This is a genomic window from Ruegeria sp. HKCCA0235A (assembly GCF_013033235.1).
GTDB lineage: Bacteria > Pseudomonadota > Alphaproteobacteria > Rhodobacterales > Rhodobacteraceae > Ruegeria.
Map to the genome: position 1 here is coordinate 589145 of NZ_WQDQ01000001.1, position 26085 is coordinate 615229.

General features: G+C 60.3%; 29 protein-coding genes. 12 read left to right on the forward strand and 17 right to left on the reverse strand.

The window, feature by feature from the left end:
- Positions 1-5: 5 nt before the first annotated feature.
- Positions 6-908 (reverse strand): fatty acid desaturase, encoded by a 903-nt coding sequence (locus GOW56_RS02900; protein WP_171204878.1) that lies wholly within the window; start codon positions 906-908, stop codon positions 6-8.
- On the reverse strand, positions 901-1104 hold the full coding sequence (locus GOW56_RS02905; protein WP_171167827.1) for a DUF2061 domain-containing protein: 204 nt from the start codon (positions 1102-1104) through the stop codon (positions 901-903). Before GOW56_RS02905 ends, GOW56_RS02900 begins: the two co-directional genes overlap by 8 nt.
- Before the next feature lie 108 nt (positions 1105-1212).
- Here GOW56_RS02905 and GOW56_RS02910 point away from each other — a divergent pair, with 108 nt between their 5' ends.
- Positions 1213-2082, forward strand: a complete 870-nt coding sequence (locus GOW56_RS02910; protein ID WP_171167825.1) for a helix-turn-helix domain-containing protein — start codon at positions 1213-1215, stop codon at positions 2080-2082.
- A gap of 79 nt (positions 2083-2161) precedes the next feature.
- Positions 2162-2344 (forward strand): hypothetical protein, encoded by a 183-nt coding sequence (locus tag GOW56_RS02915; RefSeq protein WP_117868740.1) that lies wholly within the window; start codon positions 2162-2164, stop codon positions 2342-2344.
- Position 2345: 1 nt separating this feature from the next.
- Here the strand turns inward: GOW56_RS02915 and GOW56_RS02920 are convergent, their stop codons facing one another.
- The 4 genes from GOW56_RS02920 to GOW56_RS02935 all read right to left on the reverse strand — a co-directional run bounded on the left by GOW56_RS02920 (position 2346) and on the right by GOW56_RS02935 (position 5869).
- Entirely contained in the window at positions 2346-3104 is a 759-nt protein-coding gene (locus GOW56_RS02920; RefSeq protein WP_171204879.1) for an SDR family oxidoreductase, read from the reverse strand.
- On the reverse strand, positions 3101-4567 hold the full coding sequence (locus tag GOW56_RS02925) for a carnitine 3-dehydrogenase (RefSeq protein ID WP_171204880.1): 1467 nt from the start codon (positions 4565-4567) through the stop codon (positions 3101-3103). Before GOW56_RS02925 ends, GOW56_RS02920 begins: the two co-directional genes overlap by 4 nt.
- Before the next feature lie 8 nt (positions 4568-4575).
- Entirely contained in the window at positions 4576-4893 is a 318-nt protein-coding gene (locus GOW56_RS02930; RefSeq protein ID WP_171115581.1) for a hypothetical protein, read from the reverse strand.
- Positions 4894-4954: 61 nt separating this feature from the next.
- A complete protein-coding gene (locus tag GOW56_RS02935; RefSeq protein ID WP_171115578.1) occupies positions 4955-5869 on the reverse strand; it encodes a 3-keto-5-aminohexanoate cleavage protein in 915 nt (304 codons plus the stop codon).
- Between the two features lie 133 nt (positions 5870-6002).
- Here GOW56_RS02935 and GOW56_RS02940 point away from each other — a divergent pair, with 133 nt between their 5' ends.
- On the forward strand, positions 6003-6989 hold the full coding sequence (locus tag GOW56_RS02940; protein ID WP_171204881.1) for a GlxA family transcriptional regulator: 987 nt from the start codon (positions 6003-6005) through the stop codon (positions 6987-6989).
- A gap of 76 nt (positions 6990-7065) precedes the next feature.
- Here GOW56_RS02940 and GOW56_RS02945 read toward each other — a convergent pair whose 3' ends face one another.
- The 3 genes from GOW56_RS02945 to GOW56_RS02955 are packed head-to-tail and all read right to left on the reverse strand — an operon-like array spanning position 7066 to position 10073.
- Complete coding sequence (locus GOW56_RS02945) at positions 7066-8112, reverse strand: aldo/keto reductase (protein WP_171204882.1); 1047 nt, start codon at positions 8110-8112, stop codon at positions 7066-7068.
- A 31-nt stretch (positions 8113-8143) separates the two neighbouring features.
- Complete coding sequence (locus tag GOW56_RS02950; RefSeq protein ID WP_171204883.1) at positions 8144-8602, reverse strand: DNA polymerase III subunit chi; 459 nt, start codon at positions 8600-8602, stop codon at positions 8144-8146.
- A gap of 4 nt (positions 8603-8606) precedes the next feature.
- Positions 8607-10073 carry a leucyl aminopeptidase gene (locus GOW56_RS02955; RefSeq protein WP_171204884.1) on the reverse strand — a complete coding sequence of 489 codons (1467 nt, stop codon included), beginning with the start codon at positions 10071-10073 and terminating at the stop codon, positions 8607-8609.
- 229 nt (positions 10074-10302) lie between these two features.
- Here GOW56_RS02955 and lptG point away from each other — a divergent pair, with 229 nt between their 5' ends.
- The 5 genes from lptG to rsmA all read left to right on the forward strand — a co-directional run bounded on the left by lptG (position 10303) and on the right by rsmA (position 16698).
- On the forward strand, positions 10303-11403 hold the full coding sequence (gene lptG / locus GOW56_RS02960; protein WP_171205031.1) for an LPS export ABC transporter permease LptG: 1101 nt from the start codon (positions 10303-10305) through the stop codon (positions 11401-11403).
- The gene (locus GOW56_RS02965) at positions 11403-13565 is read left to right on the forward strand and encodes an LPS-assembly protein LptD (protein WP_171204885.1); all 2163 of its coding nucleotides are present in this window, start codon (positions 11403-11405) and stop codon (positions 13563-13565) included. Before lptG ends, GOW56_RS02965 begins: the two co-directional genes overlap by 1 nt.
- Positions 13556-14809 carry a peptidylprolyl isomerase gene (locus tag GOW56_RS02970; protein ID WP_171204886.1) on the forward strand — a complete coding sequence of 418 codons (1254 nt, stop codon included), beginning with the start codon at positions 13556-13558 and terminating at the stop codon, positions 14807-14809. The genes GOW56_RS02965 and GOW56_RS02970 overlap by 10 nt, the downstream gene beginning before the upstream one ends.
- Positions 14806-15771 carry a 4-hydroxythreonine-4-phosphate dehydrogenase PdxA gene (pdxA, locus tag GOW56_RS02975; protein ID WP_171204887.1) on the forward strand — a complete coding sequence of 322 codons (966 nt, stop codon included), beginning with the start codon at positions 14806-14808 and terminating at the stop codon, positions 15769-15771. Before GOW56_RS02970 ends, pdxA begins: the two co-directional genes overlap by 4 nt.
- 84 nt (positions 15772-15855) lie before the next feature.
- Positions 15856-16698 carry a 16S rRNA (adenine(1518)-N(6)/adenine(1519)-N(6))-dimethyltransferase RsmA gene (gene rsmA, locus GOW56_RS02980; protein WP_171204888.1) on the forward strand — a complete coding sequence of 281 codons (843 nt, stop codon included), beginning with the start codon at positions 15856-15858 and terminating at the stop codon, positions 16696-16698.
- A gap of 54 nt (positions 16699-16752) precedes the next feature.
- Here rsmA and GOW56_RS02985 read toward each other — a convergent pair whose 3' ends face one another.
- The 3 genes from GOW56_RS02985 to prfA all read right to left on the reverse strand — a co-directional run bounded on the left by GOW56_RS02985 (position 16753) and on the right by prfA (position 19470).
- Entirely contained in the window at positions 16753-17331 is a 579-nt protein-coding gene (locus GOW56_RS02985; protein ID WP_152458205.1) for a DUF4167 domain-containing protein, read from the reverse strand.
- Between the two features lie 241 nt (positions 17332-17572).
- Positions 17573-18418, reverse strand: a complete 846-nt coding sequence (prmC, locus tag GOW56_RS02990; protein WP_171204889.1) for a peptide chain release factor N(5)-glutamine methyltransferase — start codon at positions 18416-18418, stop codon at positions 17573-17575.
- Positions 18415-19470, reverse strand: coding sequence for a peptide chain release factor 1 (gene prfA, locus GOW56_RS02995; RefSeq protein ID WP_171205032.1), 1056 nt, complete (start codon positions 19468-19470; stop codon positions 18415-18417). The genes prmC and prfA overlap by 4 nt, the downstream gene beginning before the upstream one ends.
- 62 nt (positions 19471-19532) lie before the next feature.
- On the opposite strand from prfA, the gene GOW56_RS03000 reads away from it, so the two are divergent.
- Positions 19533-19814: a hypothetical protein gene (locus GOW56_RS03000; RefSeq protein ID WP_152458207.1), complete on the forward strand. Its 282-nt coding sequence runs from the start codon at positions 19533-19535 to the stop codon at positions 19812-19814.
- A 15-nt stretch (positions 19815-19829) separates the two neighbouring features.
- Here GOW56_RS03000 and GOW56_RS03005 read toward each other — a convergent pair whose 3' ends face one another.
- From GOW56_RS03005 to GOW56_RS03020, 4 genes are all read right to left on the reverse strand, one after another.
- On the reverse strand, positions 19830-20231 hold the full coding sequence (locus GOW56_RS03005) for a DUF1499 domain-containing protein (protein WP_152458208.1): 402 nt from the start codon (positions 20229-20231) through the stop codon (positions 19830-19832).
- Between the two features lie 66 nt (positions 20232-20297).
- Positions 20298-21245 carry an agmatinase gene (gene speB / locus GOW56_RS03010; RefSeq protein WP_171204890.1) on the reverse strand — a complete coding sequence of 316 codons (948 nt, stop codon included), beginning with the start codon at positions 21243-21245 and terminating at the stop codon, positions 20298-20300.
- 87 nt (positions 21246-21332) lie between these two features.
- Positions 21333-22301, reverse strand: a complete 969-nt coding sequence (gene speB, locus GOW56_RS03015) for an agmatinase (RefSeq protein WP_152458210.1) — start codon at positions 22299-22301, stop codon at positions 21333-21335.
- A 12-nt stretch (positions 22302-22313) separates the two neighbouring features.
- Positions 22314-23477: a M20 aminoacylase family protein gene (locus GOW56_RS03020; protein ID WP_171204891.1), complete on the reverse strand. Its 1164-nt coding sequence runs from the start codon at positions 23475-23477 to the stop codon at positions 22314-22316.
- Positions 23478-23543: 66 nt separating this feature from the next.
- On the opposite strand from GOW56_RS03020, the gene mazG reads away from it, so the two are divergent.
- The 3 genes from mazG to GOW56_RS03035 are packed head-to-tail and all read left to right on the forward strand — an operon-like array spanning position 23544 to position 25852.
- The gene (gene mazG / locus GOW56_RS03025) at positions 23544-24410 is read left to right on the forward strand and encodes a nucleoside triphosphate pyrophosphohydrolase (protein ID WP_171204892.1); all 867 of its coding nucleotides are present in this window, start codon (positions 23544-23546) and stop codon (positions 24408-24410) included.
- 54 nt (positions 24411-24464) lie between these two features.
- Complete coding sequence (locus GOW56_RS03030; protein WP_171204893.1) at positions 24465-25406, forward strand: nucleoside hydrolase; 942 nt, start codon at positions 24465-24467, stop codon at positions 25404-25406.
- Positions 25403-25852 carry an N-acetyltransferase gene (locus tag GOW56_RS03035; protein WP_171204894.1) on the forward strand — a complete coding sequence of 150 codons (450 nt, stop codon included), beginning with the start codon at positions 25403-25405 and terminating at the stop codon, positions 25850-25852. The genes GOW56_RS03030 and GOW56_RS03035 overlap by 4 nt, the downstream gene beginning before the upstream one ends.
- Here GOW56_RS03035 and GOW56_RS03040 read toward each other — a convergent pair.
- Positions 25849-26013 carry a hypothetical protein gene (locus tag GOW56_RS03040; RefSeq protein WP_170344035.1) on the reverse strand — a complete coding sequence of 55 codons (165 nt, stop codon included), beginning with the start codon at positions 26011-26013 and terminating at the stop codon, positions 25849-25851. The genes GOW56_RS03035 and GOW56_RS03040 overlap by 4 nt on opposite strands.
- Between the last annotated feature and the right edge of the window lie 72 nt (positions 26014-26085).

Genomic DNA, 26085 nt, shown 5'->3' on the forward strand with positions numbered 1-26085 from the left:
CCAAATCAGTGCTTTGGCCAGAGCGGATGCGGAACCGGGTCCTTGGCGCGCAGCAGATACTGCCGGAAGATCTGTGCATACGAGCGGTAAACATACGCCTCATTGCAGGCCAGATACCTGTCTTTGCCATCCCGATACAACGACGGCAGCCGATACCATGGCGCGGCGGGATTCATGTGATGAACAACATGCAGGTTGTTGTTCAGAAACAGAAACGCCAACGGCCCGCTGTCTTCGATAATCACGGTCCGCGCGCGGGATTTCTCGTGCGCGCGGTGTTCCAGAAACGTGCGGATCTTCAGCAACGCCAGCCCGATATAGGCCGAAATCAGATAGGCCCAGATCGGCATGGCCGATTGTGCAACGATCCACAGCACCACAACCGCACCGGGGATATGCAATGCCCAGGCCAGCAGGATCGCCCTGTCGCCGCGCCGCAGCCCCCGCCATTCGTCGCGCAGAAACAGCACCTGCCCTATGGCCGGGCCCAGAACCATCCGCCCCAGAAGCGTGTTGTTCAGGGCCAGCAAAGCCCGCACGCCACCCGGCAGGTCCGCCCAGACGTTGGGATCCAGATAGTTGGACTCGGGGTCGTCATACGGGTCGGTCAAAGTGGCATCCTGATGATGCGCCAAATGCAGATCGCGAAAACGGTTATACGGAATGGCCAGGGTCAGCGGCAGCGCCATCAGCGCCTCATTCAGCCATTTGGCTCGGAACGGGTGCCCGTGCAGGACTTCGTGCGTCAAAGACGAATGCAGGGCCGCAACAAAGCCCAAAGCCAGCACCGCCAACCACAGCGAAATATCCGCCAGCCAGAACAGCCCGACCAGCCATGCGGCATAGCATCCGACGATCAGGGCAAATGTACCCCATTCGGGCGACTTGGGTGTCGAGGGCTCAGCCATTGCGCCCCCACGAAACTCCGGCCCAAATTCTTTCATAGACAATGTAAAGCGTCAGGCCGATGGCGGTATTCACCAGTGCCAATGCCCCGCCGACGGCGGCCGAGCCTGTGGCGATCAGGCCCACCAGAGTCATGGTGGCCAACCCCATGACATTCCACACGATTGCTTTCACGACCGATCTTCGCCGCGTTTCCATTCCGATCCCCATTCTTTTTGCTTTTACAAAGGGGTTACATTTCATTTCTCACGCTGAAAATTCTGAATATGATTAACAAAACTAATCATATGTGATATTTTTCATCGCATGAAGGAAAACATCGACAAACGCGACCGCGCCGCTCAATTCCGCCTACGCCTTGCCCGCGCGATGGAGGACCGTCACGTCAGCCAAAGCGCGCTTGCGCGCCACATCGGCGTGGACCGTTCAACCGTATCTCAGTTGTTGACCGGTCATGGCGCGCGTCTTCCCAATGCGCATGTTGTGGGTGGCTGCGCCGCGGCACTGGGCGTTTCGGCTGACTGGTTGCTGGGCCTGTCCGACAGGCCGGAAAGCGCGGCAGAGATTCTGGCCAGTTCCCTGTCCATTACCGAAGCGCCCCGCGCCCTGGTCGATGAGCGGATTTTCGACTGGCACAAAGAAGCCACCGGGTACAAGATCCGCTATGTTCCGGCCACCCTGCCCGACATGCTCAAGACGCGCGCGGTGCTGGAGTGGGAATATGCCCCCCATCTGGGTCGCACGGCAGATCAGGCCATCGGTGCGTCCGAAGACAGGTTGACCTGGATGCGCAGTGCGCAGTCTGATTACGAAATTGCAATGCCATTGTTCGAGATCGAAAGCTTTGCAAGCGGCACGGGGTATTACCAAGGCCTTTGCCCGGCGATTCGTCAGGAGCAGATTGATCATCTGCTGGAGCTGTGTGAACAGCTTTATCCCCGAATGCGTATCTATCTGTTCGATGCCAAACGGCTTTATTCAGCCCCTGTAACGATTTTCGGGCCGCTGCTGTGCGTTTTTTATGCAGGCAGTCACTATATGGCGTTCCGAGACCGGGACCGGATCGAGACATTTTCACGGCACTTCGACACACTTGTGCGCGAGGCCGATGTGGCCGCCCGCGATTTCCCGGACCACTTGCGACAACTCAGAACGGCTGTATCTGGCAAGAATTGATGCAGCGGCGCAAAACCTGTGCTATCGTCCCTTGGCGCGAACCAACGGGCATTCCGATCACAAACGGAGGACCACAGGAATGGACGCAATTCAAACCGCTCAATACGCGCGCGCGCTGTATGCCGCGCACGGAGACCGGGCCGAGGCGGAAGCCGCGCAGAAAATGCGTGAATGCGAAGCCGCCGGAAACCAGAAAGAGGCGCAGGATTGGCAGGCGGTCCGTCAGACCATCCGCCAGATCCGCGGACCAAATCAGGGCTGACCTACAGTTTCGGGTCGGGGTTGACCGTGTGCCCATCCACCGCAATCACCTGCCCAGACACCAACCGTGCTGCGTCTGAAGCAAGAAAGACGGCCATATTGGCGATATCCTGCGCTTCCACAAAGCGCCCCATAGAGGTGCCCGAGGCATAGCCCTGATAGACCTCATCGCGGGTCATGCCTTTCGCGGCGGCCTCTCGGGCCAAGACACCTTCCATGCGCGGGCCTTCCACGGCACCCGGGCAAATGGCGTTTGCGCGAATGCCCAGCGGTCCAAGTTCCATCGCCAGGGTTTTCATCAACCCTATGACCGCCCATTTGGCCGAAGCGTAGGGCGCTCGGAACGGATAGCCGTACTGACCGGCTGTCGAAGAGATCAGAATGATGCTGCCCGCCCGCGCCGACTTCATTATAGGGGCCGCGTGTTTGGCGGCCAGAAAGGCCCCGTCCAGATTGACCGCGACGCAGGCGCGCCATGCATCCAGATCGATATCATCGATCGCGCTGGTCGGCCCGGCGATTCCGGCATTTGCGCACAGAACATCCAGCCCGCCGGCGGCCCCGACAGCCTGAAACACCGCGCTCATGTCGGCCTCGTTGGTCACATCAGCCCTGTGCGCCACCCAATGGTCGGGCAAGATTTTCAGGGCTAACTGGTCAATATCCGTTACCCAGACATCATAACCAGCAGCGTCAAACGCCGCGGCCATGGCATGACCGACACCCGATGCCCCGGCCGTTACCAATACGCGCCTGGTCACGATGGCTTCCGAATGGCGGCACCCGCCCCTTCAGGGTAAGGCAAACCGGCCTGTGCCTCGGCAATCCGCGCCATCGCTGCTTCGATCTTGGGCGACGGCGGGCTGGGACGGCGGGTTTCAAGACTGACATGCAGCAGAAAGCTCTCGCCCGTGGCCAACAGCTTGTCGCCTTCATACATGCTGTGAAAGACATGCAGCTTCTTGCCCTGCCCCAACAGCATCTGCGTGCGCACGTCGATCTTCGCCCCTGCATGGACCTCGTCGATGTAACGGATGTGGTTCTCGGCGGTGAAATAGCTGCCACCCGACGCGATATACTCCATATCGCAACCGATGATCTCCATGAAACGGTCCGTGGCGGCCGCAAAGGCTTCCAGATACTTGGCTTCGTTCATATGGCCGTTGTAATCCGTCCAGTCCAACGGAACGGCGCGGGACAGGGTCAGGATCGGCTGGCTCAGATCCGCCTGATCCAGCGACGGCAGAGCACCCGGTTTCAACAGCGCATCATGCTGGTTCAGCACCGCCCCCGCGCCATAATTCTGCGCCTTGAGGGCCCGCATCATGCCGACAAGATTGTTGTCGCGAATGCGTTCCAGTTCCCGGATTGAATGCATTCCGGATTGCGCGTCTGACTGATCGGCGATCAGGTCGACCAGTTCATCGGTGAATTCCGGCACGTCCATCAGCTTGGTCCAGGGCCATTTCAAGGCTGGCCCGAACTGAGCCATGAAATGCCGCATTCCCGCTTCCCCTCCGGCCACTCGGTAGGTTTCGAACAATCCCATCTGCGCCCAGCGGATGCCAAAGCCCATCCGGATCGCCTCGTCGATTTCTTCGGTGGTTGCAATGCCATCCTTGACCAGCCAGAGCGCCTCGCGCCAGACGGCTTCCAGAAAGCGGTCGGCGATATGCGCGTCGATCTCTTTCTTGACATGCAGCGGAAAGAATCCAACCGAGGTCAGCAATTCCCTGGCCCGTTCAATCATCTGCTGTGGGTTTTTGTCGGTCGGCACCAGCTCGATCAGCGGCAGCAGATAGACTGGATTGAACGGGTGCGTCACGACGATCTGTTCGGGCCGCAAAGCACCGTCCTGAAGCTCCGATGGTTTGAACCCGCTGGTCGATGACCCGATGATCGCGTCTGGATCACAAGCCTCCTGCAAGCCCTTGTAAACCTTCAGCTTCAAATCCAGCCGCTCTGGCACGCTTTCCTGGATCCACGTCGCGCCCTGTACGGCGTCGGCCATGTCGTCATGAAAGCTCAGCGCGCCCTCGGCCGGTAACGGAACGTCACTCAGCCCCGGCAGGGATCGCCGTGCGTTGTCCAGTACTTCGCCTATTTTGCGTTCTGCTTCGGGGTCCGGGTCGAACACCCGAACGTCCCAGCCATTGAGCAGGAACCGTGCGGCCCATCCGCCGCCGATGACACCGCCCCCGATAATTGCTGCCGTCTTTGTCATGCTGTCCTCTAATCGATACAGATTACCTGCGCGCGCGCCGTCTCATCCAAATGCGGAATGCATCCGAATTTCGGCGTCACCGCGCTGCATTGTTTGGTGTCCGACAGGCAGAACCCTGCGCAGTCAGAGGCTTTTTCACAGGAGTTTCCAGCGTCGGGCAATGGTTCAAAGCAGATAAACTGCCGTATCCGCCCGCCCATCTCATAGCTTCCCCCTTTGGCTTCGCAGTCCTCGCGGGCCAAAGGATCTTCCGCGGTCTGTGCCACCCCGACCCGGGGCAGACATACGGCCAGAACCGTCGCGCAGATTACAAGCACCGATCGCATTGCTCACTTCCTTTTGCTGGCGCCCCTGCACTTACCGGTCATGGCAAGGGACGCAAGCAGGTCAACCTTTGGGCGCCCGTTTGACCAGCCCCAGCTTCTCGCGCACCTCGGCCGGGCCGATCACCCGCGCGCCCATGTTCTCGATGATGGTGCCTGCGCGTTCGACCAGTTGCCAGTTTTCGGCCAGCACACCCTTGTCCAGCCACAGGTTGTCCTCGAGCCCCACGCGCACATTGCCGCCCGCCAGCACCGAGGCCGCCACATAGGCCATCTGATGCCGCCCCAGCGAGAACGCGCTGAAGGTCCAGTCATCGGGCACGTTGTTCACCATCGCCATGAAGGTGTTCAGATCATCCGGCGCCCCCCACGGCACGCCCATGCACAGTTGAACCAGGGCGTTGGGTTCCAGAATTCCCTCTTTCACCAGTTGCTTGGCAAACCACAGATGGCCGGTGTCAAAGGCCTCGATCTCGGGTTTCACGCCCAGATCGGTCATCATCTGCCCCATCGCCCGCAACGCGCCGGGCGTGTTGGTCATGACGTAATCCGCCTCGGCAAAGTTCATCGTGCCGCAATCCAGCGTGCAGATTTCGGGCAGGCATTCGGCCACATGCGCCACGCGTTCGGTCGCGCCAACCAGATCGGTTCCAGCCTCGGCCAATGGCAACGGGTTTTCGATTCCGCCGAACACCATGTCTCCGCCCATGCCAGCCGTAAGGTTCAGCACTGCGTCCACCTCGGCATCCCGAATCCGATCGGTCACCTCACGATACAGCGCCAGATCGCGCGACGGGGCACCCGTTTCGGGGTCGCGCACATGGCAGTGCACCACGGCCGCACCTGCCTTCGCGGCGGCAATCGCACTGTCGGCAATTTGCTTCGGTGAACGTGGCACATGCGGGCTGCGATCCTGCGTCCCGCCCGAGCCGGTCACGGCGCAGGTGATGAAGACTTCGCGGTTCATTTCCAGAGGCATGGCGTTTTCCCCAAGTTATACCCAGTTTTGCCTTGGGTTTTCCCCAGGCTTCTCCACGGATTCCGATTTGCGTTCTGGCCCGACTCTGGCGCAGCCTTGGGAAAACTACTTGGCAGAATGCGAATCGAACTTGATGCAATCCGCAAAAAACATACTGCAACCCGAACATCGGGCCCTGAAAACCGCCGTTCTGGTGCTGGACGAATGCAACACGCTCAGCTTCGCCTCGGCGGTTGATCCGATGCGCGCTGCCAATCGTCTGGCGGACCGGCCCGCATTTGACTGGGACTATGTGACCGCCACAGCCGAACCCGCGATGCTGACCAGCGCCTTGCAAGTGCCCGGCATCCCGCTTGCTCGCCTGCAAGGTTGCGACCTCATGATTGTCGTCGCGGGCTTCCAACTGGCCCGCCACGCCACCCCCAGCCTGCTGGCCGGGCTGCGCCGCATTGCCGGTACCGGGGCGACGATGGCCGGGATTGACGGCGGCCCCTGGTTGCTGGCCGAGGCCGGGCTGCTGGACGGTCACCCCGCGACAACCCACTGGGAAGACCTGGAAAACTTTGCCACTCGTTTCCCCGACGTGGACGTGCGCCCCGACCGCTTTACTGTCTCGAATGGTCGCCTGACCTCGGGCGGCGCGATTCCCGCTGTCGAGATGATGCTGCACATCATCGCCGCCCGTCATGGCGCGGGTTTCGCCTCCCGTGTCTCGGGCCTGTTTCTGTATGATGGCGCGCCGGACCCCGGCACACCGCAAAGCCGCACCGGCGTTCCACATCGCCACACCGCGCTGACGGCAAAGGCGAATTCGCTGATGCAGGCATCCCTGGATGATCCCCTGCCACTGGCCCACATCGCAGACCAGCTGGGCACCAGCCCGCGCACTCTGCAACAACAGTTCCGCCTGCGCCTGAACACCACGCCGCAGGATCACTATCTGCAACTGCGCCTGGCCGAGGCCCGCCGTCTGGTCACCGACACCGACCTTCCACTGATGGATGTCGCGCTGGCCACCGGTTTTGCCTCGCAATCCAGTTTCGCCCGCGCTTTCCGCACCGCACATGGTCAATCTGCCCGCGACCTACGGCAAGAGCGCGCGCACCCCACCCATCACTGACCCGATCCAACTTCATTTGGCCAGAAATATCCCGGGGGAGGCACGCGCGGCGTGCCGGGGGCAGAGCCCCCTCGCCTCAGTACGGCATCGGGTGCGCCTTGTGGACAGCGTCCAGCTCGGCCAGCAACTCCTTTGACAATGTCAAATCCGCACCGGCCAATACGTGTTCAAGCTGCGCGACCGTGGTCGCGCCAAAAATCGCCGACATCGTGAATGGTCGCGAGCGGCACCAGGCCAACGCCATATGGGTCGGATCCAGGCCATGTCGCGCGGCAACATCCAGATAGGCCGCGACCGCATCAAACACCCGGTCAGACTTGCGCCCGCCCAATTGAGGCGAAAGCGACATACGAGAGCCGTCCGGCACGGCCCCGCCCTGGTATTTCCCGGTCAGCAGCCCGGTACCCAGGGGTGAAAACGCCATCAGGCCGACATCTTCATGTACGCTCAGCTCGGCCATGTCGGTATCGAACAGACGGCACAGCAACGAATACTCATTCTGTACGGACGCCGCACGCGGTGTGCCCGTCTGCTCGGCCAGTCTCAGCCATTGCGCCGTACCCCACGCGCTTTCATTCGACAGACCAAAAGCGCAGATGTTGCCTTTGTCCACCTGAACCTGCAAGGCCTCCAGACACTCCTGCATATTTTCCAGAACGTCCGCGGTATTGTGGCCCGAAGGCGCATAATCCCAGTTTTGACGGAACATATAGCTGCCGCGATTGGGCCAGTGGAACTGGTAGAGATCGATGTAATCCGTCTGCAACCGCCGCAGAGACCCTTCGATGGCCTCGGGAATGGTTTTTCCCGTGATCGGCGCACCGTCGCGAACATATGACAATCCCTCACCCGAATGCTTGGTTGCCAGTACGAAATCCGCCCGGCGTGCCCTGTTGGCAGCATTCCAGTTTCCAAGAATTTCTTCGGTCCGACCAATTGTCTCTTTGGCGACAGGATTCACCGGATACATCTCGGCGGCATCCACAAAGTTGATCCCCGCATCCAGCGCCATGTCCATCTGCCGGTGCGCATCCGGTTCCGAGGTCTGCGATCCGAACGTCATCGTCCCGAGGCAAAGATCGCTCACGACAATCCCGGTGCGGCCCAGAGGCTTCATCTGCATCCTCAAATCTCCTGATAAATGGCACGGCCCGTCAGGCTTCGGCCTTCTTTTCCCACCGCCCGGATTCTTCGGACCAGTATTGCGCGGCGCATCCGGCGCCGGTCAGCGTCTTCCACTGCCCGCGTGCGTGCTGTACGGCCATGTCGTCATTGCCGTCGAACAGAATGCAAACCCGTTCCAGCGCCGACACCTCTTCGGGTTCGACCGGCGCGCCGTCCACCGCCATGACACACACCGCGCCGTTAGGGGCCTCGGCGCTGGTGGTCAGAAGGATCGGCTGCTCGGCATCATGCGGGCTGCCTTCGCGACCATGTGGCAGGAACCCGTCCTCGGGGCCCAGCCACAGCTTTTCATCCAGCCAGTCCATCCGCGCGGGATCGGTGCCCCGCACGGCAATCTTCCACCCGGCCTGCCGCGCCTTGTCCAGCAGCACAGGCAAGGTGTGCTCCAGCGGCTGGCGGGTCAGATGGTAGAAATAGACAGCACCCATTCGCTTACTCGAAATTGTCCTGCACGAACCGGCTCAGCGCGCGCACACCCCAACCCGTGGCACCTTTGGGCGCATAGGATGTCTCGGACGACACCGAAGCCACACCCGCGATATCCAGATGAATCCAGGGCGTATCCGCTTTCACGAAACGTTGCAGAAACTGCGCCGCCGTGATCGAGCCCGCCGGACGGCCACCGACGTTTTTCATGTCGGCGATGCGCGATTTGAGCAGCTTGTCATAGGCATCGCCCAACGGCATCCGCCACGCGCCTTCATCCTCGGCCCGGGCCGATTTCAGGAAGGCGTCACAGAATGTGTCATTGTTGGAAAACACACCTGCATTCTCATGACCCAGCCCGATGATGATCGCCCCGGTCAGGGTGGCCAGATCGATCATGCCCACCGGTTTGAACCGCTCCTGCGCGTACCACATAACGTCGCACAGAACCAAACGGCCTTCGGCATCGGTGTTGATGATCTCGACCGTGTCGCCCTTCATCGACTTGACCACATCGCCCGGACGGGTGGCATTGCCCGAAGGCATGTTCTCGACCAGCCCGACAAGGCCCACCACATTGGCCTTGGCTTTGCGCTTGGCCAACGCGCGCATCGTGCCCGCGACAACACCGGCACCGCCCATGTCCATGGTCATGTCCTCCATGCCACCGGCCGGTTTCAGCGAAATGCCACCTGTGTCGAAAACCACCCCCTTGCCCACCAAAGCCAAGGGCGCATCGTCCTTGTCGCCGCCATTCCAGTGCATCACAACGACTTTGGACGGGCTGGCAGAGCCCTGCCCGACGCTCAGCAAAGTGCGCATGCCCAGTTCAGCCAGCTTGTCCTCTTCCAGAACTTCGACTTCCAGGCCCAGCTCCTGCATCTCGACAAGACGATCGGCAAATTCCGTGGTCGTCAGAACATTTGCAGGTTCGTTGGTCAGATCACGGGTCATCCGCACGCCGTCGGCAATCGCGTATAGCGGTGCAAACTCTGCTTCGGCTTCCTTGGGTTTTGAATGTCCGATCGTAATCGAACCGCTGCCTTCGCTGTCCTTGGTTTTGTGCGCGTTGAAATCGTAACTGCGCAGCACCATGCCAAGGGCCAGGTTTTCGGTCTGCGCCTGATTGCCAACCATCACCAGCATGTCCTTGCCACCTGCGGATTTGGCCAACGCGGCACCAGCCTTGCGGGCCTCGTCGGCTTCCGGGCGGCGCGGCAGCACCACGACGTCCAGCGCTTCGGCCGCCATCCCAGCCGGCCAGGCCATCGAGATAACATCGCCGGTCTTGGACTTTTCGAATTTCTCACTTTCGACAAGCCGCGCCACAGCGCCTTTCGTCAGACGATTGGCCCGACGCGCCGCAGGGTTCATTTTTCCGTCCGACGGAATGATGATGGCCACCCGCCCTTCGGCCTGCGCCATCGCATCCAAGTCAAAATCCTGAAAACGGACCGGTATCAGACTGCTCATTGCAAACTCCTCGAATTCTGTTCCCCAAGACCTAGCCCGCGCCGCCCGACTTGACCAGATAGCAGTTTTCCCCGCGTTTCAATTGCAGTAAGGTTCCGAAAAAATAACTGGCAGGCTCGGGGGAGAAAGACGTGACACGAGAGGGCAGGCATACGCCGTCGCGCAGGAAGACATGCACGCGCGATTTCGGCCCGTTTTCCGGCGCAAAAGGCTTGGCGGGGGCAGTCTTGTGATCCTCGACCGCTATTTCGCCCGCCGCTTTCTACAGAGCTTTCTGGTCATCGGCGGTATTTTTCTGACCTTGATGATTCTCATCGATCTGATCGAACAGATCCGCCGATTTGACGAAGTCGACCTGTCCTTCGGCCAATTGTTGCACCTGACGCTTCTGAACACACCGGCCGCCATCAGTGAAATGCTGCCCCTGCTGGTCATTCTGTCCACCATTGCCTTGTTCGTCGGGCTGGCACGGACCTCTGAACTCGTGGTGACCCGCGCCACGGGTCGCTCGGGTATCCGCGCACTGGTCGCGCCAGCGGCGCTGGCCCTGATCATCGGTGCGCTTGCGGTGGCATTGCTGAACCCCATCTCTGCGGCCACATCCCAGGAATTCCAACGCCTGTCTGACTCCTATCGCAACAACGGCAGCTCAGCGCTTTCGATCAGCAGCGAAGGCCTTTGGCTGCGTCAATCGGCGGAAAACGGACAGGCCGTCATCCATGCCCGGGGCACCTCGAACGGGGATACGCTGGGCCTGGACGACGTGACCATCATCACCTTTGCGCGCGATGGTAAACCCACCCAGCAGATCGTCGCCGACAGGGCCGTGCTGGAAGACCGAAACTGGGTCCTGTCGCGGGCCAAGATCTGGAATTTGCAGAATGGGCAGAACCCCGAAACCAGTTCGGTGGAGCATGAACGGCTGGAGTTGCCGACCTCGCTGACCCGGCAGCGGATTCTGGACACTCTGGGGCAGCAGGATTCAGTGTCGGTTTTTGACCTGCCGCAACTGATCAAGGATCTGCGCGAAGCCGGGTTTTCGACCAAGCAATATGAAGTCTGGTTGCAGGTGCAGCTGGCCCGGCCGTTCTTTCTGGTCTCGATGGTGCTGATCGGGGCTGCTTTCACCATGCGCCACGTTCGGTTCGGCGGTACCGGAATAGCAGTTTTGACGGCCGTACTGCTTGGCTTTGCCATCTATTTCGTCCGCAATTTTGCGCAAATCCTCGGGGAAAACGGACAATTGCCCGTCTATATCGCGGCCTGGGCGCCGCCCTTCGCCGCCATCTTGTTGTCCCTTGGCCTGCTTCTACACGCGGAGGACGGCTGATGCGGAGCATGATTTCCCTGCTGCTGACCAGCGCAATCGCGTTGTCGGCACCGACCGTTCTGGCGGCGCAAACCACGTCGGCCGAGCCTGACCCGCAAGCTGCGCAGTCACAGGCCGAACCCGCCCTTTTGGTTGCCGACAAAGTCTTTATTACACCCGACAGAAAACTGGTGGCCGAAGGCAATGTCGAAGCCTTTCAGGGCGATACCAAGCTGTCAGCCCAACGTGTCACCTATGACCGGGAAACGGGTGAGCTGACGCTCGAGGGACCTATTCGCATTGATCAGGGGGGCCAGTCGACCCTTCTGGCCGATTCCGGACAGCTGGACAGCGGTATCCAAAACGGTCTGCTGATCGGTGCTCGGATGGTTTTCGATCAGCAGATCCAGATTGCCTCGGTTCAGGCGAAACGGGCAGCGGGCCGCTATACGCAATTCAGCAAGGTCTCGGCCACTTCCTGCCATGTCTGCACCAATGGTAAGCCACCCCTTTGGCAGATCCGCGCCCGCAAGGTCACACATGACCAGTTGGAGCGGCAATTGTACTTTGAAGGCGCGCAGCTTCGCGTGCTTGATTATCCGGTATTCTATTTCCCGTATCTGCGCTTGCCGGATCCGACATTGGAGCGCGCAACCGGCTTTCTTGTGCCGTCGATCCGCAGCACCTCACAACTGGGAACGGGGGTTCAGGTTCCCTATTTCTTCAAGCTGGGGGACCACAAGGATTTGACCTTGACGCCGTACTTGTCAGGCAAGACCACGACGCTGGGGTATCGATATCGCCAGGCGTTCGTGAACGGGCGCATTCAGCTTGAAGGGGCCTATACCCGTGATGATGTCCAGCCCGATCAGGATCGCGGTTATCTGTTCGCCAGCGGTTGGTTCAACCTAAAGAACGATTTCCGGCTGACATTCGCTCTGCAAACCACCTCGGACGACGCCTATCTGGCTGACTACGGGCTGCCGGGCCTGGATCGTTTGCGCAGCGAGATAGCGCTGGAACGGATCAAACGCGACACCGCGTTCAAAACAAGCCTGATCCATTACAAAACTCTGCGTGAAAGTGAAAATCAGGACGAAATCCCATCCCGAGTCTTCGACCTGAACTATGAAAAGCGATTCTTCCCTGGCGCGCTTGGCGGCGAAGTGCGGCTGGCTTTTATCGGCCACGCACATGAACGCACCAGCGACGCCGATATCGTTGGCCGTGACATAACAAGGGCAACTGTTGATGCCGAATGGTTGCGAAGCTGGACATTTGCATCGGGCCTTCGCGCGGACGCGACGGTGGGCGCATCGGTGGATACGTTCAATATTCGCCATGACAGCAACTTTCCCAGCAATGTGACCCGCTCGACCCCGCGCGCGGCTTTGACGCTTCGCTATCCGATGACCCGTCGTGAAAAGACCGGCGCGGTTCAGCTTCTGGAACCGATCGCACAGTTGGGATGGACCCATGTCTCGGACACTGATGTGCCAGATGATGAAAGCACGTTTCAGGAATTCGATCAGGGTAACCTGCTGGCCCTGTCCCGATTCCCTGCGGAAGATCAGCGCGAAGACGGTGCCACCGGGGTCATCGGCCTGAACTGGGCCCGCTATGGTGCAGACGGACAGCAGGCGCTTGTAACGTTGGGTCAGGTGTTTCGGGCGGATGCCGACCCGAATTTCACCCTGACATCCGGATTGCAGGGCACCACGTCCGACTTGCTGGTGGCGGGGCAAATCACCACGGCCAACGGTTGGTCACTCGGCGGGCGCGGTCTGATAGACAGCGATTTCAGTTTCGTCAAAGCTGAATTGCGCGGCGCCTGGGCATCCGAATTTGCCGGCCTGTCTGGCAGCTATATCTGGCAGGAAGAGGATCCGGCGGAAAACATTGCGGATGAAATCTCGGAAATCTGGCTTCTGGGCCGCTATCAAGTCGACCAGAACTGGCTTACGAATGCCGAGGCACGCTATGATCTGAACCAGTCAGAGCCAATCCGGTTGGGGCTTGGTGTAACCTACCAGAACGAATGTGTTCAGGTTAACATGTCCGTAAGCAGACGCTTTACTTCAACATCCACTATTGAGCCTTCGACAGAATTCGGCTTTACCCTATCGCTGACAGGATACGCCCTTGAAGGCGGTGGTAACACATACAAGAGAAAATGCAGTTGATATCAGGTTTCTCCAGGTTTCTTCGTTCCGGTTGGCACAAACCGGTCACGCCGGCACTGGCCGCCGTTTTCCTCGCTTTTTCAGCACTGCAGGTCAGCGCCCAGAGCCTGTTCTCGCCAGCGATCCGCGTGAATCAGGATATCGTCACCTGGTACGAACTGGAACAACGCCTGCAATTCCTGAATGTTCTGGGCCTGCCCGGCGGCAATGAAGCTGACGTCAGAGAAGCCCTGATCGAAGAAAAGTTGCGCAAGCAGGCCATGCGTGAAGCAGGCGTGGAAGCTGCGCCGGAAGCCGTACAACTGGGTATCGACGAGTTCGCCTCGCGCGGGCAATTGTCCACCGAACAATTCCTGCAACTTTTGGGTGAGGCAGGCGTCGACCCGGAAACTGTCCGTGATTACGTTGCAGATCAGCTGGCCTGGCGCGACTATATCAGCTCGCGCTATCTGTCGCAGGCCCGTCCGACCGAAGACGAGATTGATCGCGCGCTGGGACAAACCGGTGGCGGCGGCCTTCAGGTTTTGCTGTCCGAGATCATCATCCCGGTGAACCCGCAAACCGTTGCACAGACCGAATTGCTGGCGGAAGAAATCTCGCGACTTGAAACTATCGAAGCGTTTTCAGCCGCAGCGGCGCAATATTCCGGAGCGGCAACCCGCAACGAAGGCGGACGACTGGACTGGCTGAATATCTCCAACCTGCCGCCTGCCTTGCAGCCGGTTATTCTTGGGCTCCAGAACGGCGAGATCACCGACCCCATCAGTTTGCCAAACGCCGTTGCCCTGTTTCAGTTGCGCGGATTGCGCGAGGTGGCGACCGCTGCGCCGCGGATTTCCAAGCTAGATTATGCTGCCTATTACCTGCCGGGTGGTCGCAGCGCCGAGACCCTGGCACGGGCTGCCGCCCTGCGGGAGGAGATCGACACCTGCGATGACTTGTATGGAGTCGCCAAAGATCAACCCGTCGAAGTCCTGGACCGCATCGAAGCCAGCCCTTCAGAAATACCACGTGATTTCGCCGTAGAACTGGCCAAGCTGGATCGCTTCGAGGTGTCAACAAACCTGACCCGTAACAACGGGCAGACGCTTGTGTTCTTGATGCTGTGCAACCGAGTCCGCGACCTGGGCGAAGACACCTCGCGGGCGGATGTCGCGAATGCACTGGCGCAGCAGCGGCTACAGGCCTTTGCGTCCAGCCTGGTAGAGCAGCTGCGGGCTGACGCCACCATTGTTCAAGAATGACACGCCCGATTGCGCTCAGCTGCGGTGAACCGGCCGGGATCGGCCCTGAAATCGCGGCCAAAGCGTGGGCCGAGCTGCGCCAAACCTGCCCGTTTTTCTTTATCGGCGATGCCAACCACCTGCCTGCTGGCACGCCTATTGCGAAAATCCAAACCGCTTCGGATGCTGTTGCAGTCTGTGATCAGGCCTTGCCCGTGCTGCAACTGAACTTCCCTACCGCAAACCTGCCCGGTCAGCCAGACCCAGCCAATGCCCCATCGGTGATCGATGCCATCGAAACCGGCGTCGATCTTGTGAAAGCCGGGGCAGCGGCCGCTCTGTGCACCGCGCCCATTCACAAGAAGGCCCTGATCGACGGGGCCGGGTTTACCTATCCCGGCCATACCGAGTTTCTGGCTGCGCTGTCGGGCACCCGCCGGGTTGTCATGATGCTGGCCAGCGACCAGTTGCGGGTTGTCCCGGCGACAATCCACATTCCCTTGGCGCAGGTTCCCGCCGCGCTGACACCCGACCTGCTTCGCGAGACGATCGAAATCACCACGCGCGGTCTGCGCGACCAGTTTGGCATACAACACCCCCGCATCGCCATAGCCGGCCTGAACCCCCATGCCGGCGAAGGTGGCAAAATGGGCAGCGAGGAGCTTGACTGGATCGCCCCAATGCTGGCCGATCTGAACCCGGAAGCTGCGACCCTGACGGGCCCGCACCCTGCGGATACGCTGTTCCACGCCGCTGCCCGCGCCCGCTATGACGCGGCGATCGCAATGTATCATGATCAGGCCCTGATCCCGATCAAGACACTGGATTTCGACCGGGGCGTGAACGTCACCCTTGGCCTGCCCTTCATCCGCACGTCGCCAGATCATGGCACTGCACTGGATATTGCAGGGAAAGGCATCGCCAATCCTACCAGCCTGATCGAAGCTCTGAAGCTTGCCCAACGCATGGCACAAGGCTCTTGATCCTTCATCTGGCTGAAAATATCCCCGCCGGAGGCATAAAATTTCTGGCGCTGCCCCTGCGGCCTGCGTCACGGTAATCGGATCATGAGTGCTATCGACAATCTCCCCCCTCTGCGCGAGGTCATCGCCACACATCAACTCTCGGCGCGCAAATCCTTGGGTCAGAACTTCCTGCTGGACCTCAACCTGACCGCCAAAATCGCCCGTCAGGCTGGCGATCTTGCAGACTGCGACGTACTGGAAATCGGCCCCGGTCCTGGTGGCCTCACCCGAGGGCTTCTGTCCGAAGGCGCGCGCAAGGTCGTGGCGGTCGAAAAAGACACCCGTTGCATCGCCGCCCTGAACGATATCGCCGCCGCCTATCCCGGAAGGCTGGAGGTCATCAATGGTGACGCGCTCGAGATCAACCCGCTCGAACACCTGACCCCGCCAATCCGCATCGCGGCCAACCTTCCATACAACGTCGGCACCGAACTGCTGGTGCGCTGGCTGACGCCCCCGGAATGGCCGCCGTTCTGGCAGAGCCTGACGCTGATGTTCCAACGCGAAGTGGCCGAACGCATCGTGGCCCAACCCGGCAGCAAGGCGTATGGCCGTCTCGCCATCCTCGCCCAATGGCGGGCCGAGGCGCGCATCGCCATGTCCCTGCCCCCCGGCGCCTTCACCCCTCCGCCCAAAGTCTCCAGCGCGGTGGTCCACCTGACCGCCCTGCCAGAACCGCGCTATCCTGCTGACGCCGCGACCCTGTCGCGTGTGGTGGCCTCTGCCTTCAATCAACGCCGCAAAATGCTGCGCGCCGCGCTCAAAGGCGTTGCCCCGGATATCGAGGATCGCTTGCGGGCCGCAGGTATCCAACCCACTGAACGGGCCGAGCAGGTTCCGCTTGAAGCGTTCTGTGCCCTGGCGCGCGAAATCCAGAAACCCTGATCACAAAAAAGCCCCGAGGCTTGACCTCGGGGCTTTGCAAGTTCTGATGCCGGCTTATTCAGCCGCTTCCGGTGCGTCGCCATCCGTTTTGGGCGCATCTTCAGCCGCTGGCGCCGGTTTGGGTTTGCGTGCCCGCGGTTTGCGCGCAGGCTTTTCCTTCTTCTCAGCTGCCGGGGCTTCGGCCCCTTTGCTTTCCGGTGTCTCGACCAAACCGCTTTCCGGAGCAGCGTCCGGTGCGGCGAAATCCATTACGTCCGGCTGCGGGGCTTCGGCGGGATCGGCCTGCCGGGCCGCTTCACGTTCCTGGCGCTCGGCGCGCTCACGGTCACGCTCGGCCTGGCGTTCGCGGTTCTGGCGTTCCTGCTCTTCGCGGCGCGCTTCAATCTCGCGCTGCGCCTCACTCAGCATGCGCAGATAATGTTCCGCGTGCTGTTGGAAGTTTTCCGCCGCAACGCGGTCGTTTGACAGCTGAGCGTCACGCGCCAGCTGATTGTACTTATCAATGATTTGCTGAGGCGTGCCACGCACCTTGCCTTCAGGGCCCGAGCTGTCAAATACCCGGTTTACGACGTTACCGCCAGAAGGACGATTGCGGTTGTTCTTGGCCCGCGAGCGGGATTTGGAAGATCTCATTTTACTTTACGTCAGCCTTATCAATGCGCTGTCGCTCAACCCGTGTTTTGCACTGCTCAGAGGCGTTTGCCGTCACGGGATGTCGACTTTTTTGGGCTTGGCGTCAGGGGTGCGCTGCAACAGCGTCAACCTCGCCGACTAATCCTGAGTAAACATGTCCTGACCGCGCAGACAAGAGGAATCTGGGATTTTCACACGCTTTTTTACTCGGGGCAGCGTTTTTTGGCTTCAGACAACAGTTTCAACCCGGCATCTTTGCGCCGACAACCCGGTCACGCCCGTCCAGATCAGGGATTACGCGAATATCCGCCAAACCCGCCGCATCAAACAAGGCAGACACAAGATTTGCCTGTGTCGGGCCAATTTCCACAAGTATTCGCCCGCCTGGCAGCAGGTAATCCGGGGCCGAGGCCGCAATCTGCCGATACGCGCCCAGCCCGTCCCCTTCATCGGTCAACGCCATGCGCGGCTCGTGCTCCCGCACTTCGGGCGAAAGATCCTCCATTTCGGATACGGAAATATACGGTGGGTTGGAAACAATCAGGTCAAACCGGCCTTCAATGTCTTCAAACCAGTTTGACTGCGCAATCTCGGCTCGTCCTTGCACCTTGTGGAGCACGGCATTGGCGCTGGCCTGAAGACAGGCGGCTTCACTCAGGTCGACCCCAAGGCCCGAAGCGCTGGTTCGTTCCGCAAGCAGTGTGACCAGAATACAGCCCGACCCGACGCCGAGGTCCAAAACATGGTCGAAAGGTTCGCTCAGCGCGGCCTCGATCAGGGTTTCAGTCTCGGGGCGTGGATCCAGAACGTCGGAACTGACACGAAACCTGCGCCCATAGAACTCGCGTTCGCCCAGAAGATGAGACACCGGCACCCGAATGGCACGCAAAGAAACCAACTGGTCATAGCGTTCAGCGATCTCGGGCTGCAACTCTTCCGGGGCAATCAGCGTCACCCGGCTGGCTTCTATCCGTGCGGCATGGGCCAACAACAGGCGCGCATCGCGCGCCGGGTCATCCACGCCCGCGGCCCTCAGACGCGCGGTTGCGGCCACCATGGCCTGCGCTGCTGTTTGCAGCCCCATCATTGCGCCATCTCGGCCAGCAACCGGGCCTGATCATCCGCCGTCAGAGCGTCAATCACTTCGTCCAGATCCCCCTGCATCACCTGATCCAGTTTATAGAGCGTCAGGTTGATCCGGTGATCCGTCATCCGCCCCTGTGGGAAATTATAGGTGCGAATGCGTTCCGAACGATCCCCTGACCCCACCTGGCTGGCCCGGTCGGCGGAACGTTCGCTGTCGATCCGCTGCCGCTCGAGGTCATAAAGCCGCGTTTTCAGCACCTGCATGGCGATCTCGCGGTTGCGATGCTGGGACTTCTCGGAACTTGTTACCACCAAGCCCGTCGGAATATGGGTGATCCGCACCGCCGAGTCGGTGGTGTTCACGTGCTGCCCGCCCGCGCCGGAACTGCGCATCGTGTCGATACGGATGTCATTGGCGTCTATCTGGATGTCGACATCCTCGGCCTCGGGCAGTACCGCCACCGTCGCCGCCGAGGTGTGGATGCGCCCGCCGCTTTCGGTTTCGGGCACGCGCTGCACACGGTGCACACCGGATTCGTATTTCAGCCGGGCAAAGACATTGTCGCCCTTGATATGGGCCACCACCTCTTTGATCCCGCCCAAATCAGAAGCCTGTTCTTCGATGATCTCGAACTGCCACCCGCGGGCCTCGGCATAGCGTTGATACATACGCAATAGATCGCCCGCGAACAAAGCGGCCTCGTCCCCGCCGGTACCGGGGCGAATTTCCAGCATCGCCGGCCGCGCATCCGCCGCATCCTTGGGCAACAGCGCCAGTTGCAGCGCGTGTTCCGCCTCGGGGATGCGCGATTGCAAGTCCGGAATTTCCTCTTCGGCCAACTCCTTCATATCCGGGTCGGCCAGCATCGCCTCGGCCTCAGTCAGATCTGCCACCAGCTGGCGCCAGGCCATGATCTGATCGACCACGGGTTTGAGGTCGGAATATTCCTTGGCCAACGCCGCAATATCGCCGCCCGATGCGCCATCCGCCATGGCAGCTTCGAGGTATTGGAATCGCTGGGTGATCTGTTCAAGACGTTCTTCGGGGATCATCCCGGCGGTGTCTATCATCCGGGGGCTTTGGTCAAGGGCCACGTCGTGCTAAGCTTGCTGTCATGAAACGGATTTTGCTTGCCCTTTTGCTGACGTCCACGCCGGTTTTCGCCGATTACATCGGCCCCGACGGCAAGACCCGCGATTGCTATTGCACCGACACGTCCGGGTCCCGCATCGAACTGGGTGAGATGATCTGCTTGCAAGTCGACGGCCGCATGTTCACGGCACAGTGCCAGATGTCCCTGAACGTGCCCATGTGGCGCGAGGTGCAGGAGGGATGTTTGTCATCCGGGTTGCAGAGCGATCCTGTTGATCACTTTGAACAGGATGAGGCGTCCTGAGCGCCGGTAGAACAGTTACATCTGCTCCAACCACCCATCAACCCGTGCCTTGTTCACACCGAAATCCCTGCGCCCAAACCGCAAACGGCCATGGATGCGCAGCGTGTCGCCGTCCTGCCGAACAGTGGTATAGTCGGGGAAACCAATCCATTTCGTGCGGGTGACATAGGTGATCATGCCTTCATCGACCGAACCTGCCAAAACCGAGGTGCGCGGCGTGGCGCGGGCGATCCGATCGAGCTTTTGCAACCCTTCCGGGCCGGTTGCAACAACGCGCAGAACGCCACCCGGCAAGTCCTGATCAACCTCTGCAACCGGTGCAATATGCCATTGGGCCGGCGCAGATGGGGCCAGCCGGATGTAAGCGCCCAGCCCAAGCACCAGCGCGATTACTGCCCACAGAACCATCTTTTTCATCCCGCTTTACCCTCTTGCAGAAACCCTATGCGGATCAAGCGCCGGGGCAAGCCGTTCCGGGCCGGTTTACCGTGACGTCACCCCCGGCAGGATGCACAGCATCTCGTAGATCAGGTTGGCTGCCGTCAGGGCCGTGTTGCCAGACGGGTCATACGGAGGTGAAACCTCGACCAGATCACACCCCACAACATTCACACCCTGCAACGCGTGGATCAGTTGCAGCGCCTGCGGCGTGGTCAGCCCGGCAATCTCTGGCGTACCCGTGCCCGGTGCAAAGGCCGGGTCCAGGCTGTCGATGTCATACGTGACATAGACCGGATGATCCCCGATGATCTTGCGGATCTGAGAGCCGATCTGCGTCAGATTCTGCTGCCACAACTCCCAGGCCGGGAACTGGCGGAAGCCCCAATACCTGGCTTCGGTGAAATCCGAAGCCGCATAGCCCGATCCGCGAATGCCGATCTGAAAGGTCTTGTCGGGGACAATCAGCCCCTCTTCATAGGCGCGGCGGAAGACGGTTCCGTGGGTCTCTTTCTCGCCGAACATCTCGTCATTCACATCCGCATGGGCATCCACATGCACCAGAGCCACCGGCCCATGCTTTGCCGCAATGGCCCGCAGGATCGGCAGGGTGATCGAATGATCTCCCCCCATCGCCACCGGGGTCACGTTCTTTGCCAGGATCGCATCATAGCTTTCCCTGATGATCCTCAGGCTGTCCGCAAGCGAAAAGGTGTTGATCGCCAGATCCCCGATGTCGGCGATTTGCAAGCTGTCGAACGGAGCCGCCGAGGTAGCCATGTTGTAGGGCCTTATCATCGCGCTTTCGCTGCGGATCTGTTTGGGTCCGAACCGGGTGCCCGATCGCCACGAGGTGCCGATATCCATCGGAATCCCCAGAACCGCCACATCCAGCCCCGCCAACGAGGCAGCCTGGGGCAGGCGCATAAACGTATTCGGCCCCGAAAACCGCGCCAGATCATTGCCGCTGACCGGTTGATTGAATTCAGTCATGCGCGTTGTATCCCCATCCCTTCAACTTTCTTTACCCAGCACATACCGGCAGTATGGCTAACCAATGGTTAATGCGCGTCCAAACGGTTATGTTTTTGCCAGCTTGTTCCACCCCAACAGGCAGACGATCTGCGTCGCCACATGCGCCCCCGCAATCGCCGTGGCGCCGGATGTATCGAACGGCGGAGACACCTCGACCACGTCGCCGCCCTTGATGTTGATCCCGGCGATGTCGCGCAGGATGATCTGCGCCTGAATGGAACTCAAACCACCCCAAACCGGTGTCCCCGTACCCGGTGCAAAGGCCGGGTCCAGACCGTCGATATCAAAGCTCAGATAGACCGGGCTGTCGCCCAGAATACCCTTGATCTTCTGCGCCACGGCAGCGGGGCCGGATTCATAGACCTCGCGCGCGTCGATGATGTTGACGCCCAGCGTGTCCTCGTTGGTGGTGCGGATCCCCACCTGAACCGAGCGTTTCGGGTCCACGATCCCGGACTTCACCGCCTTGTAGAACATGGTGCCGTGGTCCACCCGGCTCATGTCGTCATCGGCCCAGGTGTCGGTATGGGCATCGAACTGCAACAGCGACATCGGCCCGTATTTCTCGGCATAGGCCTTGAGGATCGGAAAGCTGATATAGTGATCGCCCCCCAGCGTGACCGAGGCCACATCCGCCGCCAGAATGGTACGGATATGGTCAGTCAGCGTATCGGGAAAGGCGGGGATGTTGGCATAGTCATAGGCCATGTCGCCATAGTCGATGATCGCCAGCTCGCTCAGCGCATCGAAGGGCCAGCCATAGGGCGCATCGGGCGATTGCAGGGCGCTCGCCTCGCGGATCGCACGTGGGCCAAGGCGGGTGCCCGGGCGGTTGGTCACCGCCTGATCAAACGGCACACCGGTCACGGCGATGTCGGCGCCCGTCAGATCCTTGGTGTACAGACGCCGCAGAAACGAGGTCGCCCCGCCAAAGGTGTTTTCATAGGACAGGCCTTTGAGGTCCGGGTTGGTGAATGCCTCATCCACCTGGTTTTTTGCGTCTTCCAGTGCCATTTCATTACCCCATCAGCCCAAGGGCTGCGCCTTTTCCACAATCCGTGCGAAGAACGATGCCCCCACCGGCGCGATATCATCATTGAAGTTGTATTTCGGATGATGCAGCCCGGCACCATCCCCCTGCCCCAGAAACAGATAGGCCCCTGGTCGCGACTGCAACATGTACGAGAAATCCTCGGCCCCCATGTCGCGACCCATTGTGTCGACCACACGCTCAGGCCCCGACACTTCGCGCGCGACGGTGGCGGCGAAGGCTGCCTTTTCAGCATCGTTGATCGTGGCCGGGTATCCCACCTGATATTCCAGCCGTGCCTCGACACCGTAAGACGCGGCCTGCCCCTGAACGATCTGCTCCATCCGCTCCATCACCATCTTCTGTACAGAGGGATCAAAGGTCCGCACGGTTCCGTTCAAATAGGCAGTATCAGGGATCACGTTGTTCACCGTTCCGGCGTGGATCTGAGTGACCGAAACTACCAGGTCTTCCACCGCATAGTGGTTGCGGCTGACGATGGTCTGGATTGCCTGCGCAATGCCGCAGGCCGCCATGACCGGGTCGCGGGTCTGATGCGGCATGGCGCCATGGCCGCCGACCCCTTGAATATGAATCTCGAACGTATCCACCGCCGCCATGATCGGCCCCGGCGTGGTATGGAACGTACCTTCCGGGTTTCCCGGATCGTTGTGTATTCCATAGACCTCAGAGATATCGAACCGCTCCATGATGCCTTCTTCGACCATCACGCCCGCGCCGCCGCCTTCTTCCTCGGCCGGTTGAAAGATCAGGGCCACACGGCCGCGGAAATTTCGCGTTTCGGCCAGATACCGCGCCGCACCCAGCAGCATTGTGGTGTGCCCGTCATGCCCGCAGGCATGCATCTTTCCGGGATTCTTCGATGCATATTCGACGCCTGTTTCCTCGGTAATCGGCAATGCATCCATATCGGCACGCAGCCCGATCGTCGGCCCGTCTCCCTGCCCGTTGATGATCGCGACCATCCCGGTCTTTGCGATCCCTTCATGCAATTCATCGACCCCGAATTCACGCAGACGTTCGGCCACAAACGCGGCAGTCTCAAAGCACTCGAATTCCAACTCGGGTATCGTATGCAGATACTGGCGCCATCTGGTCATATCGGCAGAGAAATCGGCAATTCGGTTGACGACGGGCATCTGGGCTGGACTCCTGATCGGGACTGCGGGATGGATGCATCTGACACCGGAATGAAAGGGTTCGCAATGGCCGAAAATCCTCTGATCCATGACAGCGACGCTGGTATCGAGCGTCTGCTGGAAATCATGCGCCGCCTGCGTGATCCGCAAACCGGTTGCCCGTGGGATATCGAACAGGATTTCGCCACCATCGCGCCCTATACGATAGAAGAGGCTTATGAGGTCGCCGACGCGATCGAGCGCGAGGCTTGGGACGAGCTGAAGGGAGAGCTGGGCGATCTGCTGTTCCAGTCGGTCTTTCACGCACAAATGGCTGAAGAGGCTGGGTATTTCACCTTTCAGGACGTGGTGCGCACCATGTCAGACAAGATGGTCAACCGCCACCCGCATGTCTTTGGCGACGAATCCCGCGACAAGTCCGCCGATCAGCAGACCCGGGATTGGGAAACGATCAAGGCGGCCGAACGTGCGGGCAAGGAACAGAAAGGCGCGCTGGACGGGGTGGCCGCCAACCTGCCTGCCCTGCTGCGGGCCCATAAGTTGCAAAAACGGGCCGCACGCGTGGGGTTCGACTGGCCCGATGCAAGCCACGTGCTGGCCAAGATCACCGAAGAAGCCGCCGAGTTGGAAGAGGCGCGTGACAAGATGGACGCGGATGCGCTTGAGGATGAATTCGGTGATCTGCTCTTTGTCATGGTCAATCTGGGCCGCCACCTGGGTATCGAACCCGAAGCCGCCCTCCGCCGCACCAATGCCAAGTTCACCCGTCGCTTTGAACAGGTCGAAGCCCGGCTGGCCGAGCGGGGAAAGACCCCCTCGCAAAGCGATCTGGCCGAGATGGACGCGCTCTGGGACGAGGTCAAAACCGAAGAGCACCGCGCCAACGGCAAACTCCCGCCGGTGGACGCCATGGCAGCCCCCAGAAACGGGTAGACAAGGCACCCGACACTTGCGAGTGTCCCACCTTCATGACCACCGGAGACGCCCATGCCCCCTCGCAAGATCATCATCGACACCGATCCCGGACAGGACGATGCCGTCGCCATCCTGCTGGCGCTGGCCAGCCCGGAGGACATCGAGGTTCTTGGTATTACGGCGGTCGCGGGCAACGTGCCCCTGGAATTGACCGCCAAGAACGCTCGGATCGTGTGCGAACTGGCGGGGCGGACTGACATACCCGTTTACGCGGGCTGCGACAGACCGTTGAACCGCGCGTTGGTCACGGCCGAGCATGTGCATGGCAAGACAGGGCTGGATGGCCCGGACCTGCCCGATCCGCAGATGCCGCTGACCGAGGGCCACGCGGTGGACTTCATCATCGACACCCTGCGCGCTGAAGAACCGGGCACGATAGCACTTTGTCCGCTGGGGCCTCTGACGAATATCGCGACCGCATTCAACAAAGCCCCTGATATTGTTGATCGGGTGCAGGAAATCGTTCTGATGGGCGGGGCGTATTTCGAGGTTGGGAACATCACTCCAACAGCGGAGTTCAACATTCATGTCGACCCGGAAGCTGCTGATATCGTTTTCAAATCCGGAAGGCCGATTGTGGTCATGCCGTTGGATGTCACGCATAAGGCGCTGGTCACCAAACCCCGCAACGATGCTTTCCGTGCTCTGGGAAACAAAGTCGGACTCGCTGTGGCCGAGATGACCGATTTCTTTGAGAGGTTCGACAAGGAAAAATACGGCAGCGCGGGTGCGCCCTTGCATGACCCCTGCGTGACCGCCTATCTGATCCGGCCCAAGCTGTTTTCAGGCCGTCATGTGAATGTCGAAATTGAAACCCGGTCCGAGCTGACCATGGGCATGACCGTCGCAGATTGGTGGGGCGTGACCGACCGCGCGCCCAATGCGCTGTTCATGGGGGACATCGACGCTGACGGCTTCTTTGACCTTCTGACAGAAAGGCTGGCCAGATTATGAGCGCCGCCCTGCGCCTTGCGCGCCCCGAAGACCTGGACCGCCTGATGGCGCTGGTCACCGCCTTCCATACCGAAGCCGGATTGACGCAAGACCCGGACCAGACCCGAAACGCGTTGACCCCCCTGCTCGAGGGTATTCCCCATGGCTGTGTCTATCTGATCGGACCCGGACGCGCGCCGTTGGGCTACATCATCCTGACCTTCGGCTGGTCCATCGAATTCGGCGGCATGGACGGTTTCGTCGACGAAATCTATATCCGACCCGCTGTTCGCGGTCGTGGCATTGCGACCGAAGTTCTGCTGGCACTGCCCAAAGCTTTGTCCGAAGCAGGGCTGACTGCCCTTCATCTGGAAGTCGACCGAAACAACGAGGCCGCTCAGAAAATCTATCTGCGCACCGGGTTCAAACCACGCGACAGATATATGCTGATGAGCAAGTTGCTTTAACGAGACTCGCCACGGAAGATATTGGCCGGGTTCATGTCCTGTACCGGGTCACTCGCCGAGACCTGGTCTCCGGTTATTGGGTAGGTTCCCGGACCCGCGCAGGCGGAAAGAACTGTGATGGACGTTGCTGCGATTATCAGAAGGAATTTGGATACAGACATCGTGGTCTCCTTTCTGCAATGCATTCAGATTAGATCACGTGGCCGTGCTTTACTTAGTAACAAGTTCACACA

Excerpts from the sequence above, each read along its gene's own strand:
- GOW56_RS02900 (WP_171204878.1), bottom strand. The coding sequence starts at position 908 with ATGGCTGAGCCCTCGACACCCAAGTCGCCCGAATGGGGTACATTTGCC.
- GOW56_RS02905 (WP_171167827.1), bottom strand. The coding sequence starts at position 1,104 with ATGGAAACGCGGCGAAGATCGGTCGTGAAAGCAATCGTGTGGAATGTC.
- GOW56_RS02910 (WP_171167825.1), top strand. The coding sequence starts at position 1,213 with ATGAAGGAAAACATCGACAAACGCGACCGCGCCGCTCAATTCCGCCTA.
- GOW56_RS02915 (WP_117868740.1), top strand. The coding sequence starts at position 2,162 with ATGGACGCAATTCAAACCGCTCAATACGCGCGCGCGCTGTATGCCGCG.
- GOW56_RS02925 (WP_171204880.1), bottom strand. The coding sequence starts at position 4,567 with ATGACAAAGACGGCAGCAATTATCGGGGGCGGTGTCATCGGCGGCGGA.
- GOW56_RS02930 (WP_171115581.1), bottom strand. The coding sequence starts at position 4,893 with ATGCGATCGGTGCTTGTAATCTGCGCGACGGTTCTGGCCGTATGTCTG.
- GOW56_RS02935 (WP_171115578.1), bottom strand. The coding sequence starts at position 5,869 with ATGCCTCTGGAAATGAACCGCGAAGTCTTCATCACCTGCGCCGTGACC.
- GOW56_RS02940 (WP_171204881.1), top strand. The coding sequence starts at position 6,003 with ATGCAATCCGCAAAAAACATACTGCAACCCGAACATCGGGCCCTGAAA.
- GOW56_RS02945 (WP_171204882.1), bottom strand. The coding sequence starts at position 8,112 with ATGCAGATGAAGCCTCTGGGCCGCACCGGGATTGTCGTGAGCGATCTT.
- GOW56_RS02950 (WP_171204883.1), bottom strand. The coding sequence starts at position 8,602 with ATGGGTGCTGTCTATTTCTACCATCTGACCCGCCAGCCGCTGGAGCAC.
- GOW56_RS02955 (WP_171204884.1), bottom strand. The coding sequence starts at position 10,073 with ATGAGCAGTCTGATACCGGTCCGTTTTCAGGATTTTGACTTGGATGCG.
- GOW56_RS02965 (WP_171204885.1), top strand. The coding sequence starts at position 11,403 with ATGCGGAGCATGATTTCCCTGCTGCTGACCAGCGCAATCGCGTTGTCG.
- GOW56_RS02970 (WP_171204886.1), top strand. The coding sequence starts at position 13,556 with ATGCAGTTGATATCAGGTTTCTCCAGGTTTCTTCGTTCCGGTTGGCAC.
- pdxA (WP_171204887.1), top strand. The coding sequence starts at position 14,806 with ATGACACGCCCGATTGCGCTCAGCTGCGGTGAACCGGCCGGGATCGGC.
- rsmA (WP_171204888.1), top strand. The coding sequence starts at position 15,856 with ATGAGTGCTATCGACAATCTCCCCCCTCTGCGCGAGGTCATCGCCACA.
- GOW56_RS02985 (WP_152458205.1), bottom strand. The coding sequence starts at position 17,331 with ATGAGATCTTCCAAATCCCGCTCGCGGGCCAAGAACAACCGCAATCGT.
- prmC (WP_171204889.1), bottom strand. The coding sequence starts at position 18,418 with ATGATGGGGCTGCAAACAGCAGCGCAGGCCATGGTGGCCGCAACCGCG.
- prfA (WP_171205032.1), bottom strand. The coding sequence starts at position 19,470 with ATGATCCCCGAAGAACGTCTTGAACAGATCACCCAGCGATTCCAATAC.
- GOW56_RS03000 (WP_152458207.1), top strand. The coding sequence starts at position 19,533 with ATGAAACGGATTTTGCTTGCCCTTTTGCTGACGTCCACGCCGGTTTTC.
- GOW56_RS03005 (WP_152458208.1), bottom strand. The coding sequence starts at position 20,231 with ATGAAAAAGATGGTTCTGTGGGCAGTAATCGCGCTGGTGCTTGGGCTG.
- speB (WP_171204890.1), bottom strand. The coding sequence starts at position 21,245 with ATGACTGAATTCAATCAACCGGTCAGCGGCAATGATCTGGCGCGGTTT.
- speB (WP_152458210.1), bottom strand. The coding sequence starts at position 22,301 with ATGGCACTGGAAGACGCAAAAAACCAGGTGGATGAGGCATTCACCAAC.
- GOW56_RS03020 (WP_171204891.1), bottom strand. The coding sequence starts at position 23,477 with ATGCCCGTCGTCAACCGAATTGCCGATTTCTCTGCCGATATGACCAGA.
- mazG (WP_171204892.1), top strand. The coding sequence starts at position 23,544 with ATGGCCGAAAATCCTCTGATCCATGACAGCGACGCTGGTATCGAGCGT.
- GOW56_RS03030 (WP_171204893.1), top strand. The coding sequence starts at position 24,465 with ATGCCCCCTCGCAAGATCATCATCGACACCGATCCCGGACAGGACGAT.
- GOW56_RS03035 (WP_171204894.1), top strand. The coding sequence starts at position 25,403 with ATGAGCGCCGCCCTGCGCCTTGCGCGCCCCGAAGACCTGGACCGCCTG.
- GOW56_RS03040 (WP_170344035.1), bottom strand. The coding sequence starts at position 26,013 with ATGTCTGTATCCAAATTCCTTCTGATAATCGCAGCAACGTCCATCACA.